The following is a 15,433-nucleotide window of genomic DNA, read 5'->3' as shown; positions in this document are numbered from 1 at the left end:
GAAAATGGCTGCTTCATTAAATGAAATCAAGCAACGAATTGCCTCAACAAAGAAAACCAGCCAAATCACAAAGGCCATGCAAATGGTTTCAGCTGCAAAATTAACAAAATCTGAAGCTCATTCGAAACAGTTTCAAGTGTATGCCAACAAAGTACGTGAAATCGTTACGCATTTGACTGCGCAGCAGCTTTCCGATCTTGCAGGTTCTGGTCCTAAAGATGGTGTGAACTATAACAGTATGTTGGTTAGTCGCCCGGTCAAACGCACAGGCTATATCGTCATCACTTCTGATGGCGGTCTAGTGGGCGGCTATAATAGTTCCATCTTAAAACAAATGATGACCATGCTGGATGAAGACCATGCAAAAGAAGAAGAGTATGTCATGATTGCCATTGGTGCAACTGGCGCTGACTTTTTCAAAGCACGGGGCATCAATTTGGCGTACGAGTTAAGAAACCTTTCGGATCAACCAAGCTTTGATGAGGTACGTAAAATCGTAACATTGGCAACCACGATGTACCAAAACGAGGTCTTCGATGAATTATATGTGTGTTATAACCATCACATCAATTCATTGACTAGCCAATTTCGTGTGGAGAAAATGTTGCCGATATCCGATTTAGATCCTGAAGAAGCCGAAAGTTATGAACAAGAATACTTGTTTGAACCTTCCAGAGAAGCGATTTTGAATCAATTACTGCCTCAATACGCTGAAAGCTTGATTTATGGTGCGATTGTTGACGCAAAAACAGCCGAGCATGCTGCCGGAATGACAGCGATGAAAACAGCAACAGATAATGCCAAAAATATTATTGGGGACTTGACGATCTCATACAACCGAGCGCGCCAAGGAGCGATCACCCAAGAAATTACTGAAATTGTGGCGGGGGCATCCGCGTTAGAATAGTTTCAAGAACGAATGGAGGAATACGAATGAGTTCAGGCAAGATTGTTCAAGTCATTGGTCCCGTTGTTGACGTGGAATTCTCTCTAGACCAATCATTACCAGATATCAACAATGCGTTGATTGTTTACAAAAAAGATGAGCAGAAAACAAAAGTTGTGTTAGAAGCTGCCCTAGAACTTGGCGACGGCGTTATCCGTACGATTGCCATGGAATCAACAGATGGCTTACAACGAGGAATGGAAGTAATCGATACAGGCGCCTCCATCTCTGTTCCAGTTGGGACAGAAACATTAGGACGGGTATTTAATGTCCTAGGCGATACCATCGATTTAGAAGCACCATTTCCTGAAGAGGCACCCCGCAGTGGGATTCACAAAAAAGCACCTGACTTTGATGAATTGTCAACAAGTACGGAGATCCTTGAAACTGGGATCAAAGTCATTGATTTGTTAGCTCCTTATTTAAAAGGGGGGAAAGTTGGACTTTTCGGTGGTGCCGGTGTTGGTAAAACCGTCTTGATCCAAGAATTGATCCACAACATCGCCCAAGAGCATGGTGGGATCTCTGTCTTCACAGGTGTTGGTGAACGGACACGTGAAGGAAATGACCTTTATAATGAAATGAAAGAATCTGGCGTTATCGAAAAAACAGCCATGGTGTTTGGACAAATGAATGAACCACCAGGTGCCCGGATGCGGGTAGCTTTGACTGGTTTGACATTAGCCGAGTACTTCCGTGATGTGGAAGGACAAGACGTGCTCTTGTTTATCGATAATATCTTCCGCTTCACTCAAGCAGGTTCTGAAGTATCTGCCTTACTAGGTCGGATGCCGTCGGCCGTTGGGTATCAGCCAACATTAGCAACTGAGATGGGGCAATTACAAGAACGGATTACATCGACGAAAAAAGGTTCCGTTACGTCTATTCAAGCCATCTATGTCCCTGCCGATGACTATACAGACCCAGCACCTGCGACTGCTTTTGCCCATTTGGATGCAACAACCAACTTGGAACGTAAATTGACCGAACAAGGGATCTATCCTGCCGTTGATCCACTGGCGTCTTCTTCTAGTGCGTTAGCACCTGAAATCGTTGGTGAAAAACATTATGAAGTAGCGACTGAAGTACAGCATGCGTTGCAACGTTATCGGGAATTACAAGACATCATCGCCATCTTAGGGATGGATGAACTGTCTGATGATGAAAAAACCTTAGTTGCCCGCGCACGCCGCATTCAATTCTTCTTGTCTCAAAACTTCCACGTAGCGGAACAGTTTACGGGACAACCTGGTTCTTATGTGCCAGTTGAAGAAACCATCAAAGGATTTGCAGAGATTCTTGAAGGAAAATATGATGATCTTCCAGAAGAAGCCTTCCGCAGTGTTGGACGAATTGAAGATGTCATTGAAAAAGCGAAAAAAATTGGCTATTAATTAACCAGCCTTGAAGAAAGAGGGGAACCTCATGGATCAATTTTTAACAGTCAATGTGGTGACACCTGCTGGTTTGGTTTACGATCATCACGCGAAAATCGTGGTTGCACGTACGACAGATGGTGAGATCGGTATTTTGCCGCACCATGCCCCAATCATCGTTCCATTGACGATTGATGAAGTCCGGGTCAAACGGATTGATTCAGATACCCATGTCGACTGGGTCGCTGTCAACGGCGGTATATTAGAAGTGCGAGACAATGTTGTCTCGATCGTAGCCGATAGTGCGGAACGTGATCGTGACATCGACGTTTCACGTGCAGAAAGAGCAAAACAGCGTGCAGAACGCCAAATCGAAGAAGCCAAACAAGTCGAGGATATCGACCAGCTTCGGCGCGCAACGGTTGCTTTGCACCGCGCCATCAATCGAATCAACGTGTCAAAACATTCCTAAAAAACAAGGGCATCTTGCCTTTGTTTTTTTGTTTCTTCAAGAAAACGTTTTAAAAACTTTTTAAAGTCTTTTCATGAAGGTTTCAAGAAAGATTATTTTTTATCTTGACATCTTTGTGGTATGATAGGAATGTTCAATTATGAAAAAAGGAGCAGGAAGTATGCAAGTGTATGGAATTGATGCAATCATTCGAATCGTGAGTCATTTAGCGTTCATCTATTTAGCATTTTGGGCATTGCAATCTGTGCGGATCGATGCTTTTTTTAAAGCCTTACGAACGACTCAGATACGAATGGTCATGGTGTTTCTTGCGATTGCATTAGGCTACACCGCCAGTACTTTTTTCCTTGAGTTGATTGCGCTATGTCGTAATTTATTTTTAACAGGTTTTTAAGAATTTCATTAATATATGCAAAAACACCGAATATTATGCTATAATTGGCAAGATTTGTGTGAGTCACTGCATTATTTGGAGGGAACATAAATGGAAGAGATGATCGTTCAAGGTGGTAATCGATTAACTGGAACAGTGAAGATCGAAGGGGCAAAAAATGCTGTTCTACCTATCTTAGCGGCAAGCTTATTAGCGGAAGAAGGAACAACGACATTAACAAATGTACCGATCCTTTCCGATGTATTAACAATGAAAGAAATGATTCGGCATTTAAATGTCGCAATCGATTTTGAAGAAGAAAACAACACAATGACGATCGATGCGTCACAAGAATTAGCAATCGAAGCACCGTATGAGTATGTGAGCCAAATGCGCGCTTCAATCGTAGTCATGGGGCCTTTGTTAGCCCGTAATGGACATGCCAAAGTGGCAATGCCTGGCGGCTGTGCAATCGGCAAACGACCAATTGATTTACATTTGAAGGGATTTCAAGCACTAGGCGCGCAAATCATCCAAAAAGATGGATACATAGAAGCGATCGCCGATGAGTTAAAAGGCAATAGCATTTACTTGGATTTCCCAAGTGTCGGCGCAACGCAAAATATCATGATGGCTGCCGTAAAAGCTAAAGGCATCACCATCATCGAAAACGTCGCTCGTGAGCCAGAAATCGTTGATTTAGCAAACATTTTGAATAAAATGGGTGCCAAGGTCTTTGGTGCAGGAACCGAAACGATGCGTATTGAAGGTGTCGAACACCTGCATGCAGTAGATCATTCGATCGTGCAAGACCGTATCGAAGCAGGAACCTTTATGGTTGCAGCAGCGATGACTCAAGGAGACGTTATTATTAAAGATGCGATCTCAGAGCACAATCGTCCATTGATTTCAAAATTGATCGAAATGGGTGCAGAAGTGACTGAAGTCGCTGAAGGGATTCGTGTGGTCGGACCAGAACGCTTGAAAGCGACTGATGTAAAAACGATGCCACATCCAGGTTTTCCTACGGACATGCAAGCGCAAATGTCTGCTATTCAATTATTAGCGCAAGGAACGAGTGTTGTGAATGAAACGGTATTTGAGAATCGTTTCCAACATTTAGAAGAAATGCGTCGCATGAATGCCCATGTAAAAATTGACGGCAACGTTGCAGTGATCGAAGGCGGTCATGAATTACAAGGTGCGCTGGTCTATGCGACAGATTTACGTGCCGCAGCAGCGTTGATTTTATTAGGTTTGCGTTCAACGGGACGGACGCGTGTTCGCAATCTAAAATATTTGGATCGCGGCTACTACAAATTCCACGAAAAATTGCAACAATTAGGGGCATCTGTTGAACGAGTTTCTGACGCAGTAGAAGAAGTCGTACCAGTTAACGCCTAATAGGAGTAGGAGAGAAAAAAGTGAAGTTGAACCGTTATATTTTAACTAGCTTGATAAAAATTTTAATCGTCATTTTATTAGCTATTTTATTGTTCCTAGCAGGAACGATGATTGGTTATGGAGTGATCGGTGACGGCAGTCCTTTTAAAGTATTCTCTCCAAGTCTTTGGAATCATATCTTTGAGTTTATGAAATAAACCATAACTAGGACTTACGCCACGTGCTGAGTCCTAGTTTTTTCTATCTATCTTTACTGAATCGTACGCTAAAAAGAAAGGCTGGCAAGAAATGAGTAAACTTTTGATCGGCTTTGTTCGTTTCTATCAACGTTTTATTTCCCCATTATTTCCTCCTAGCTGTCGTTATTATCCGACTTGCTCAGGATACATGATCCAAGCCATCCAAGTCCATGGAGCAGCCAAAGGAGGCTTGATGGGGGTAGCTCGTATCTTACGCTGCCATCCCTTTGTAAAAGGCGGAATAGATTACGTACCCCAGACGTTTACTTTAAAACGAAATACGAAAGACAAAGTCAAACCAACGTACCGTTATCGGAAAAGTTAAAAGGAATCAACAGAAATATAAAAAAGGAGCCAAAAAGCCATGATTCGTCCAATCGCCCCTAATGAAGCGTATCCTTGGGCGTTGCTGCTGGATGCAGATCCTGATAAAGCAGTCGTAGAAAGCTATCTATATAATAGCCAAACACTTGTTTATGAAGAAGCTGGAGAAATGATTGGTGTGCTAGTTTATCAAAATCAAGGCAAGAACTGGGAGATCATGAATGTGGCCGTTTCTCCAGAAAAGCAAGGAATGGGCATCGGTCGTCAATTGCTGCAAGCTGCCGAAGAAGCGATCCTTAGTCAGCACCTCGGGGCAAAACGGCCGATCGTAGTGATCAAAACTGGTAGTCTGTCCTCTGCAGCCTTGACTTTGTACCAAAAGCAAGGCTATGTTGAAAAAGAGCGGGTGAAGAATTATTTCACCACCCACTATGTCGAACCGATTTTTGAGAATGGGCAGCAGCTGTTCGATCAAGTGATTTTAGAAAAGCAACTCTAATGGATGAAGAGACAGTCTAAGTGAATGAGACTGTTTTTTTCTTGTCCTCGGAAATCGCTTTCTTCAAGCGCCGACTTGCGGTAAAATAGACAGTATCAGAATAATAAAGGATTGAGGGAAAAAAATGGCGATTTTAGTCTTTGATATGGGTGGTTCAGCAGTAAAATATGGCGTCTGGTCACAAGATTCTTTGGTGAGTAAAGGGAAGTTCACTACTCCAAATACTTGGGAGGAAATGAAAGCACAGCTGCAGCAAGTGAGGGCAAGCGTAGATGAAGAGATTGAAGGCGTTGGAATCAGTGCGCCAGGTGCGGTCAATGCCCAAGAACGGCGGATCGACGGCATTAGTGCGATCCCTTATATCCATGGGTTTGATATTTACTCAGAACTCGAAGCAGCGTTTGAAGTACCCGTAACCATCGAAAATGATGCCAATTGCGCTGGGATGGCTGAGTTTTATCAAGGAGCGGGCAAAGAGTATCAGCAAGCAGCCTTCGTTGTGATCGGAACAGGCGTTGGCGGTACCTTGTTTCAAAATGGTGAGCTAGTCCGTGGGGCACATTTATACGGTGGCGAATTTGGGTTGATGATCCTAGATCAAGGCAAAACATTTTCGCAACTAGGGACAGCGGTTCAGATGGCCTGGCGGTATTGTGATCGGATCGGAGTGGATCGAACGACGATTACCGGTGAAGAGGTCTTTCAACGTGCAGAAGATGGCGATGCCATTGCGATCGAGGAAGTCAATAAATTTTACAACTATTTAGCACAAGGATTGTTCAGTATTCAGTTTGCTTTTGATCCTGAAGTGATCATTATCGGCGGTGGTGTCAGTGCCAAAAAAGGCTTGTTAGAAGAAGTTGACCAGCGCTTGAAAAAAATGTTGGCGGATCAAGCATTAAATGATTTCGTCCCACTGATCAAGCTATGTGACTATCGCAATGATGCCAATTTAGTTGGGGCGGCGGCAAATTTTCAAGCATTGTATCCACGAAATAGCCGCTAACATGAGGATGTAATGTTTTCAAACGTCCGTTTGAAGAAAAAAGTATCAAATCAAAGCGTATCGGCAGCAAGCAAAGGGGAAAAACCTTTGCTTGCTTTTCTTTTTATCCAAAAATTAGAAAAGCGATTCCATTATTGCTGGATCAATGTTTTAAAAGCACCATTTTTTATCGGCAAAAAAAATAAATTCTGAATAGGTGAAATATTCTGATAATTCGTTGACATTTCCTAGATTTTTCAGTATATTGGATAACATATTCAGGGGAAGTAAAGGAGAGGAAAATTATGAAAAAGAAATTTGCATTTTTGTTTGCGAGTTTGTTTTTATTGACAGCTTGTAGTGCAGGACCAACAGGTGGACCAACGGATAGCAGTGGTGCTGCTGAAGGCGGCAATAAACAAGAGGGAGATACCATTAAGATTGGTGCCAACTTAGAGTTGTCTGGAGCAGTTGCTGCTTATGGGACGGCTGAAAAAGAGGGGATCGACTTGGCAGTCGAAGAAATCAATGCTGCCGGCGGCGTTCTTGGAAAACAAATTGAAATCATTTCGAAAGATAACAAATCAGATAACAATGAAGCTGCGACAGTAGCAGCCAACTTAGCAACCAACGATAAAGTCGTTGCCATTATTGGACCAGCAACTTCAGGTGCCACAAAAGCGGCTTTACCGAATGTGACGAGAGCCCAAGTACCGATGGTCACTCCTTCAGGTACCGATGATGCGATTACTTACACCAGTGGAAAAGTCCAAGAATTTGCATTCCGTTCTTGTTTCCAAGATAGCTTCCAAGGAACAATCTTGGCAAAATATGCAGCAGAAAATTTGGATGCTTCAAAAGCCGTAATCTTGGGTGATAACTCAAGTGACTACGCAATTGGTTTGACGGAAGCATTTAAAGAAAGCTACCCAGGCGAAATCGTCTTAGAGGATAACTTTACCGAAGGCGACAAAGATTTCCAAGCAGTTCTTACAAGAATCAAAGATGTCGACTTCGATGTCTTGTTCATTCCAGGCTACTACACAGAAGCTGGTTTGATCATCAAGCAAGCGCGAGAATTAGGAATTGATCAAGCAATCATTGGTGCGGATGGATTCGGTGATGAAAAAATGGTTCAAACAGCTGGTGCAGAAAATGTCAGCAATGTTTACTATACAGGTCACTTCTCTACCAAAGCACCAGCAAACGACAAAGTTGAGCCGTTTGTGGCAGCTTTCAATGAAAAATATGGCAAAGAGCCTTCTGCTTTTAATGCATTAGCCTATGATGCCGTTTATATGATCAAACAAGCGATCGAAGATCAAAACTCAGCAGATTCATTGGCGATCGCAGCTGGTTTGTCTGAACTGAAAGACTTTGTCGGTGTGACCGGTGAAATCACGATGGATGAAAATCATAACCCTGAAAAATCAGCAGTTGTTTTAGGATTGACTGACGGGAAAGAAACCTCAGCAGACACTGTGGAACCTTAAAACACCCGCAGTTGTTTGGCAGTGAAAACTGGGACAGACCTGATGTGTTTGTCTCAGTTTCTTTTCTCTAAAAGAATGACCATAATAAATGATATTGGAAGTGAGTATATGGAAATGATGATCCAACAATTGATCAACGGCTTGTTTCTAGGCAGTATCTATGCCTTGTTAGCGTTGGGTTATACGATGGTGTATGGCATCATCAAGTTGATCAACTTCGCCCACGGAGAAGTTTACATGATCGGTAGTTTTATCGGTTACTTTTTGATCAATCAATGGCAATTAGGGTTTTTCCCCGCGTTGTTCATTTCAATGATCGCCAGTGCAGCTCTTGGGGTAACGATCGAATTTTTAGCGTATCGTCCCTTACGCAATTCCACGCGAATTTCGGCACTGATCACGGCAATCGGGGTTTCTTATTTTTTGCAAAATGTCATGATCTTTTTCTTTTCAGCCAATGTGCGCCCCTTTCCGCAAGCGATTGAACGACAAACTTATTCCATCGGGTTTGTTCAAGTAAGTAATGTCCAGTTATTGATCTTGGCTGTTTCGGTTACCTTAATGATTCTCTTGCAATTGATCGTGAAAAAGACCCGTATGGGAAAAGCGATGCGGGCAGTAAGTGTTGATGCAGATGCAGCGCGTTTGATGGGGATCAATGTCAATCGAACGATTTCCTTTACCTTTGCCTTAGGCTCGGCTTTGGCTGCAGCTGGCGGGATGCTGATCGGTTTGTATTATAATTCCATTGATCCAGCAATGGGCGTCGTTCCTGGTCTGAAATCTTTTGTTGCAGCGGTTCTTGGCGGGATCGGGATCATTCCTGGAGCAGCCTTAGGTGGCTTTGTGATCGGTTTGGTGGAAACAGCAGCGACAGCGCTTGGTTTTTCTGATTATAAGGATGCTTTAGTGTATGTCATTTTAATAATTATATTGTTGGTTCGTCCAGCTGGGATCCTCGGCAAAAATATCAAAGAGAAAGTGTAGGTGGCAGAAATGAAAAAGAATTTACGTTACAACTTAATCTGGCTCGCTCTGGCAGCTATTCTTTATTTTGGATTATTTGCAGCCTACAATGGCGGAATGATCAATTTGTTCTCTGATGCCATCATCGTCAATATCGGAATCAATATCATCTTGGCAGTCAGTTTGAATCTGATCATCGGCTTTTCAGGGCAATTCTCCTTAGGACATGCTGGATTTATGGCAATCGGTGCTTATGCTGGCGCGATCCTGTCGGCAAGCAATCCAACCTTTGGCGGCTTTTTAACTGGTTTACTGGTGGGGATGCTGGTTTCTGGTGCAGTCGCATTAGTGGTTGGGATTCCGACCCTCCGTTTAAAAGGCGACTATCTAGCGATCGCTACCCTAGGTGTGGCAGAGATCATTCGGATCTTGTTGGTGAACCTACGAGGCTTGACCAATGGTCCTGCAGGAATTTTCGGATTGCCCCAATTCAGTAATTGGCAGATCGTCTTTCTCTTTGCCGTTTTATCGATTCTTGTCGTGTCAAACTTTATCCATAGCGGACCAGGTCGGGCGACTTTAGCGATTCGGGAAGATGAGATCGCTGCAGAATCAATGGGGGTCAACACAACGAAATACAAGGTAATTGCGTTTGTAATGGGGGCAGTGATGGCAAGCATTGCTGGTACCCTTTATGCCAGCTATCAGCAGTCGGTTTTCCCACGAGATTACGGTTTTATGAAATCGATCGATGTATTGATCATCGTCGTTTTTGGAGGGCTTGGGAGTACCACAGGAGCAGTTGTTTCGGCAGTAGTGCTAGGAATCTTAAATATGTACTTGCAAGGCTTCTCTGATTTGCGCATGATCATTTATGCATTGGCTTTGATCATCATCATGATCTTTAAACCAAGCGGACTTTTAGGGACATGGGAATTCTCCGTAAAAGGACTGCTGGATAAATTTAGAAAAAAGGGGGATGACAACGATGCCTCTATTAGAAGTTAAAAGCTTAACGAAAAACTTCGGCGGTTTAGCTGCTGTTTCTCATGTAGACCTCCATTTAGATACCAATGAGCTGGTCGGATTGATTGGACCAAACGGTGCTGGCAAGACAACGCTCTTTAATCTCCTGACAGGTGTGTATGAACCTAGTGAAGGGGAAGTGCTTTTTGAGACCCAAGGTAAGCCAAAACGTTTAAATGGCGTGAAGCCCTATAAAATTGCGGATTTAGGTCTTTCAAGAACCTTCCAAAACATTCGCTTGTTTAAAAATTTGACTGTGATGGACAACGTCTTGATCGCTATGAACAGTAAGCATAAAGAAGGCCTGCTGACTAGCATCCTGCGTTTGCCAAAGTACTACAAAAACGAAGCGTCCATGAAGAAAAAAGCCTTAGAGCTGTTACGGATCTTTGATATGGATGGCAAAAGTCAAACGTTAGCGAAAAATTTGCCTTATGGCGAGCAGCGTCGGTTAGAGATCGTACGCGCATTGGCTACAGAACCAAAAATTCTGTTTCTTGACGAGCCGGCTGCGGGGATGAATCCTCAAGAAACAACAGAACTGACAAAGCTGATCTATAAGATCCAAAAAGATTTTCAATTGACGATCCTCTTGATTGAGCATGATATGAGTTTGGTCATGGAAGTGTGCGAACGGATTTATGTGCTGGAATACGGCCAAGTCATCGCCCACGGTGAACCAGAAGAGATCAAAAACAATCCGCGGGTGATCGAAGCTTATCTAGGAGGGGAAATCTGATGCTGGAAATTCAAAATTTAAGTGTACACTACGGCATGATCCAAGCGGTCCATGATGTTTCCTTCCACGTCAATCAAGGGGAGATCGTTTCACTGATTGGTGCCAATGGTGCAGGGAAAACCACGATTTTACGGACGATTTCTGGATTGATCCGCCCCTCAAATGGCTCAGTCACTTTTGAAGGAAAACGAATTGAGAAAGAAGCACCGCAAAAAATCGTCGCAAACGGCTTGTCGCAAGTGCCAGAAGGGCGGCACGTCTTTTCAGGATTGACGGTTCAAGAAAACTTAGAGATGGGCGCCTTCTTGCGTAAAGACAGTGGTGTCAAAGAAGACTATGAACAAGTTTACCGCAAGTTTCCTGTATTGAAAGAACGCCTCTCGCAAGATGCGTCGACATTATCTGGCGGTGAGCAGCAGATGTTGGCAATGGGGCGGGCATTGATGTCAAAACCGCGCTTGCTTTTGCTGGATGAGCCCTCGATGGGCTTGGCACCGATTTTTATCAAAGAAATTTTTTCAATCATTCAAGAAATCAAGCAGCAAGGAACGACTGTGCTGCTGATTGAACAAAATGCAAAAATGGCTTTATCGATTGCCGATCGCGGCTATGTATTAGAAACGGGGAAAATCGTTTTAGAAGGTACTGGAGAAGAATTACTAGCAAGTGATGAAGTAAGAAAAGCGTATCTAGGAGGCTAAACAATGAGTGTAAGTGATTTTATGACGAAGACGGTCGTCACCGTCGATTCGCAGACACCGATCTTTGATGCAGTAGATTTAATGAAGCAGCACGATATCCACCGTCTGCCCGTCGTTGACGATGGTAAATTAGTAGGGTTGATCACAGAAGGAACGATCGCTGAAGCAACTCCCTCAAAAGCGACAAGCTTAAGCGTTTATGAAATGAACTATCTCTTAAATAAAACGACTGTCGCTGATATCATGTTGAAAAAAGTGACCACGATTGAACCAGATGCACTATTAGAGGACGCCATTTCCGTCATGCGTAGTGAAAACGTGGGGGTTTTACCAGTCATGGATGATGATACCCTAGTGGGAATCATTACCAACAATGATATTTTCGATGCCTTTTTGAAAATCACTGGCTACCATGATGGTGGAACCCGAGTGTCCATCGAGATCACGGATGACCATGTAGGCGTGTTAGCAGACGTGACCAAGCTGCTTGCCGATCATCAGATGAGTATTTTGACCATCGTAGTCAATCGGATGGCGCTAAAAACGATTGTTGAGATCCAAGTAGAGTCGCGCCAAGTCGCAGCGATTGAGAAAATCTTAAGCGATGCGGGGTATACCGTAACCAGTGCTGTCTTGACGAACCAGAAATGAGACAAAGCAGCAAAAGTAGTCGATCGTAACGATTGACTACTTTTTTTCGTTCCAGATGAGATTTTCTTTTTCTTTTGCTGGTTTTCTGTTAAAATAGGAAGGTGCTGTAAAGAAAGAGGTGCAATCATGTCTAAGAAAAATAAAGATATCGAAGTCCGTATTGAAGAAACAACGAAAGCCATTCATGGCAAAGACTATACCGTCAATGAATTATTTATTGGTAAAAAACGTATCGGTGAGATTTTAACGACTGGACCGAAAGAATTTCAAAGCTTTTTAGGGGATGAAGATCTAGGTTCAAGCAGAAGTTTAGAAGCTGCGATCGAGATGATTATTCGCCAATGGAATTTACATGAATAATTTCTAGAAAAATTTACTTTTTGCTCTTGCAATTTGTTATCTTTTTCGGTATTATAACTATTGTCAGGTTTGAGAAAAACCTTTTGGAGGAGTAGCGAAGTGGCTAAACGCGACGGACTGTAAATCCGTTCCTTAGGGTTCAGTGGTTCGAATCCACTCTCCTCCACCATTATTGGGGTATAGCCAAGCGGTAAGGCAACGGACTTTGACTCCGTCATGCGTTGGTTCGAATCCAGCTACCCCAGTCAGATGAATACGCAGAAAAAAACAGCAAGTAGTTTTGCTGTTTTTTTTCGTTATTTAACCATTATTTTTTTTGGTTTGAGGAAGGGCTATAAGTTGAAGATTTTTTTTATTTGCGATACGCTAGTAGTAAAGCATTCGGGAGATGAAAACACATGAAATTTAAACTGAATCTAAAAGAAAAAGTAACGGAAGTTGCCGAGCATGTCTATGACGTTGTCAAAAAGGAAGACTATGCGATTCGTGTGGCTCCAAAAGGAATCAAAGTAACTAAACAGCGTAAGACAAAAGACACGATCAAATGGCGCGCAAAAAATCATTGATACGAATCACAGAAACATTTTTTTTAAAGGATCCACCTTGAGAAGCACTTGTGCACAGCACGGTGCTTTTTTTGTTTTCCTGAAAAATAACAATGAAGAAATAGTTAGCGATAGTTTACTAATTCGTCAGCTTGTCATCACCGATCGTTTTGTATGCTTTGTTATATTATTATAGGCTGTTTTTTCTAATTGAATTTAAATAATCAAAAAATAAAATATTTTGATGTGAATTACCTTATTTAAGGCGATAATTTATCGATTTTCGAGATAAAATAGGGAGGTTATTTGCACAAATTATAAGTTTTATATTGAGTATCTGTTATCATATGGTACTATTACTTTATAACTGAAGCGCTTACAGATAGGTTTAGTATATTCGGAACCCAATAATTAGATCAAAATGAATAATAGCAGAGTGTATCTTTTCTGGTATTGCAGCGAAAATTAACAACCTAAGAATCAAAGAGAGAGTTTAAACAATGTACCACAGTGAGTAAAAGAATTATGAGAATTTTCCGATAACAATTTAAAAACGACGGCTCGTTAACATGTATCGTTTCTCAGCGTTACGATTAGAGGGTGAAGGAAAAGACTCTGGTTAAACGTTTACGTAATACGTACGTAAACGTTTAACTAAAAAAGATTGCCTAGCGCTTAAGGAAAGTTGTCCCATTTCCATTAAGAAATAAAAGACAAAATAAAATTGAGGAGTGTTTTGTATGAAAAATAGCAAAATAGTAAAGTCGGTCTGTTTGTTCTCCAGTGTATTTATTTTGGGAGCGTGTAGTAACTCGGATGATCAAGAAACCATTGGTTCTGGAAATCATGCAACACAAGGGGAAGAAGGGACTCCTGCCTGGCAAGAAGAAGAGATCGATCTGGTTTTTGCCAGCCGCTATTATGGGGAAGAAAATAGCGAAAATCCAATGTGGTTAAATATCGAGAAATTTATGGAGAAGTATCCGAACGTCAATGTTATTCGTGATGCGCAATTTGCCAATGGTGAAAATGGAAACTTTGAACAATTGGAAATGCTGAATGCCCGTGCACAAGACAATGACTTACCTGACATTTATTTTTCGCCGATGTCTGCTGAAGTTTACGATCGTGAATTTACGCTTGATTTAACCCCTTATTTAGAAGCAGATGATGAAGCGCAATGGATCTCTGAGAACGCAATGGAGTTTTTACGTACCCATGACGGAGAAGAAATCTATGGCTTGGCGTGGCAGTCTGTTTCTCAATATGTGTTAGTCAATACACGGCTCCTAAGAGAAAACAACATTGCGATTCCAGACTACAACTGGAGTTATGAGGAGTACGAAAATCTTCGAAGTGAAATTGCAGTTCTAACACCAAACAGCCCAATCTTTCCAGGTGTTGTCGGATTTGGTGAAATAGGTCCAAATTACTTTGATGATATTCCCAATGGCTGGAAAGGATTCAATATTGAAACAGAACGCTGGGACTTAGCTAGTGCAACTAATTTTGGTGAATATTATGAGCGATTTGCCCGCGAGGCAATCGAAGGGTTGCATTTTTATGATCTGAGCGAAGAGGAAAGAGTAGCAAAAGTCGGCAACTTGAGTTGGGCGTTTGGTGATGGCTTGCAAGTGTTAGATAGTGGCTGGTTATGGGCGTTAAGTGGCGATGTTTCTGAATTGATCGAAACGCGGGATATGGAGATCGATATTTACCCAATGCCTACTGCTCCTCGTGGTGAAACCTATATTCCAGGTTACTATGATACCTTCAGTATCTCTAGTCAGTTAGAAGATGATCCTGTCAAGGCGCAGGCGGCATTTGAGCTATTGAAGTGGTTGACTTATGGTGAGGAAGGATTGCTGTCCAGATGGGCATTGATCAATGAATATACAGGTCTTCCAGAAGATGCACCACTACGAGCAGAAGATCGCTTGATGGACTTTATTCAAGGATGGCCAATCACGACCAATCCAACGGTACTAGCAAATCATCCACTGGTAAAAGGCTTCGATGAAGAGAGCGGATTAGCAAACTACAATTTTGCTGCCTTTAAAGAAGAAGCATTCCAACAACAGCTTTCAAACCCAGTGGCTTACCCAAGACAGATGCCTGGATTCTCTAATGTTCAAGGGGATGTCGATCCTTGGGAAATCATGCACCAAATCAAAGATGAAGGTGTTCGCTACAGTGACATTGCAAGCGAATGGGATCGCAGAATCAATGAACAGATCGAAGAATACTTACGACAATACAATCGATGATCACTATAGTCAATACCTACCTTGTTATGGTCATTCGAACCATAACAAGGTTTCCTTGCATCAAAAA

The 15,433-nt window shown here is 42.4% G+C and carries 18 protein-coding genes and 2 tRNA genes; all 20 read left to right on the top strand.

Features of this window, described 5'->3' with window-relative positions:
- Positions 1-4: 4 nt before the first annotated feature.
- Positions 5-907 (top strand): F0F1 ATP synthase subunit gamma, encoded by a 903-nt coding sequence (locus ACTW1R_RS12405; protein WP_005228710.1) that lies wholly within the window; start codon positions 5-7, stop codon positions 905-907.
- 26 nt (positions 908-933) lie between these two features.
- Positions 934-2,340, top strand: a complete 1,407-nt coding sequence (gene atpD / locus ACTW1R_RS12400) for a F0F1 ATP synthase subunit beta (RefSeq protein ID WP_005231864.1) — start codon at positions 934-936, stop codon at positions 2,338-2,340.
- A gap of 31 nt (positions 2,341-2,371) precedes the next feature.
- Positions 2,372-2,794, top strand: a complete 423-nt coding sequence (locus ACTW1R_RS12395) for a F0F1 ATP synthase subunit epsilon (RefSeq protein ID WP_005228716.1) — start codon at positions 2,372-2,374, stop codon at positions 2,792-2,794.
- 160 nt (positions 2,795-2,954) lie between these two features.
- Complete coding sequence (locus ACTW1R_RS12390) at positions 2,955-3,188, top strand: DUF1146 family protein (protein ID WP_008380880.1); 234 nt, start codon at positions 2,955-2,957, stop codon at positions 3,186-3,188.
- Positions 3,189-3,278: 90 nt separating this feature from the next.
- A complete protein-coding gene (gene murA, locus ACTW1R_RS12385; protein ID WP_489927286.1) occupies positions 3,279-4,571 on the top strand; it encodes a UDP-N-acetylglucosamine 1-carboxyvinyltransferase in 1,293 nt (430 codons plus the stop codon).
- A gap of 20 nt (positions 4,572-4,591) precedes the next feature.
- Positions 4,592-4,768: a DNA-directed RNA polymerase subunit beta gene (locus tag ACTW1R_RS12380; protein ID WP_005228723.1), complete on the top strand. Its 177-nt coding sequence runs from the start codon at positions 4,592-4,594 to the stop codon at positions 4,766-4,768.
- Between the two features lie 91 nt (positions 4,769-4,859).
- Positions 4,860-5,135, top strand: a complete 276-nt coding sequence (yidD, locus tag ACTW1R_RS12375; RefSeq protein ID WP_016608771.1) for a membrane protein insertion efficiency factor YidD — start codon at positions 4,860-4,862, stop codon at positions 5,133-5,135.
- A gap of 39 nt (positions 5,136-5,174) precedes the next feature.
- Positions 5,175-5,633: a GNAT family N-acetyltransferase gene (locus tag ACTW1R_RS12370; RefSeq protein ID WP_087627834.1), complete on the top strand. Its 459-nt coding sequence runs from the start codon at positions 5,175-5,177 to the stop codon at positions 5,631-5,633.
- A 124-nt stretch (positions 5,634-5,757) separates the two neighbouring features.
- On the top strand, positions 5,758-6,639 hold the full coding sequence (locus ACTW1R_RS12365) for an ROK family protein (protein WP_489927285.1): 882 nt from the start codon (positions 5,758-5,760) through the stop codon (positions 6,637-6,639).
- A gap of 284 nt (positions 6,640-6,923) precedes the next feature.
- Complete coding sequence (locus tag ACTW1R_RS12360) at positions 6,924-8,111, top strand: ABC transporter substrate-binding protein (RefSeq protein WP_010749790.1); 1,188 nt, start codon at positions 6,924-6,926, stop codon at positions 8,109-8,111.
- Between the two features lie 108 nt (positions 8,112-8,219).
- The gene (locus ACTW1R_RS12355) at positions 8,220-9,098 is read left to right on the top strand and encodes a branched-chain amino acid ABC transporter permease (RefSeq protein WP_271812968.1); all 879 of its coding nucleotides are present in this window, start codon (positions 8,220-8,222) and stop codon (positions 9,096-9,098) included.
- A gap of 9 nt (positions 9,099-9,107) precedes the next feature.
- The gene (locus tag ACTW1R_RS12350) at positions 9,108-10,085 is read left to right on the top strand and encodes a branched-chain amino acid ABC transporter permease (RefSeq protein WP_005228744.1); all 978 of its coding nucleotides are present in this window, start codon (positions 9,108-9,110) and stop codon (positions 10,083-10,085) included.
- Positions 10,066-10,842 carry an ABC transporter ATP-binding protein gene (locus tag ACTW1R_RS12345; RefSeq protein ID WP_015510179.1) on the top strand — a complete coding sequence of 259 codons (777 nt, stop codon included), beginning with the start codon at positions 10,066-10,068 and terminating at the stop codon, positions 10,840-10,842. The genes ACTW1R_RS12350 and ACTW1R_RS12345 overlap by 20 nt, the downstream gene beginning before the upstream one ends.
- A complete protein-coding gene (locus ACTW1R_RS12340) occupies positions 10,842-11,543 on the top strand; it encodes an ABC transporter ATP-binding protein (RefSeq protein WP_015510178.1) in 702 nt (233 codons plus the stop codon). Before ACTW1R_RS12345 ends, ACTW1R_RS12340 begins: the two co-directional genes overlap by 1 nt.
- Positions 11,544-11,546: 3 nt before the next feature.
- Positions 11,547-12,194 (top strand): CBS and ACT domain-containing protein, encoded by a 648-nt coding sequence (locus ACTW1R_RS12335; RefSeq protein WP_010749788.1) that lies wholly within the window; start codon positions 11,547-11,549, stop codon positions 12,192-12,194.
- Between the two features lie 126 nt (positions 12,195-12,320).
- Positions 12,321-12,554: a DUF2969 domain-containing protein gene (locus ACTW1R_RS12330; protein ID WP_005228752.1), complete on the top strand. Its 234-nt coding sequence runs from the start codon at positions 12,321-12,323 to the stop codon at positions 12,552-12,554.
- An 85-nt stretch (positions 12,555-12,639) separates the two neighbouring features.
- Positions 12,640-12,723 (top strand) — tRNA-Tyr (locus ACTW1R_RS12325).
- A gap of 4 nt (positions 12,724-12,727) precedes the next feature.
- Positions 12,728-12,799: transfer RNA gene (locus ACTW1R_RS12320), tRNA-Gln, on the top strand.
- Positions 12,800-12,952: 153 nt separating this feature from the next.
- Complete coding sequence (locus tag ACTW1R_RS12315; protein WP_005228760.1) at positions 12,953-13,120, top strand: hypothetical protein; 168 nt, start codon at positions 12,953-12,955, stop codon at positions 13,118-13,120.
- Positions 13,121-13,839: 719 nt separating this feature from the next.
- Complete coding sequence (locus ACTW1R_RS12310; RefSeq protein WP_271812965.1) at positions 13,840-15,366, top strand: type 2 periplasmic-binding domain-containing protein; 1,527 nt, start codon at positions 13,840-13,842, stop codon at positions 15,364-15,366.
- Positions 15,367-15,433: the final 67 nt, after the last annotated feature.

The sequence above is a fragment of the Enterococcus sp. R12 genome (assembly GCF_058135755.1).
The sequence above is the reverse complement of the archived record's forward strand: the minus strand, read 5'-3'. Positions and strand labels throughout refer to the sequence as shown.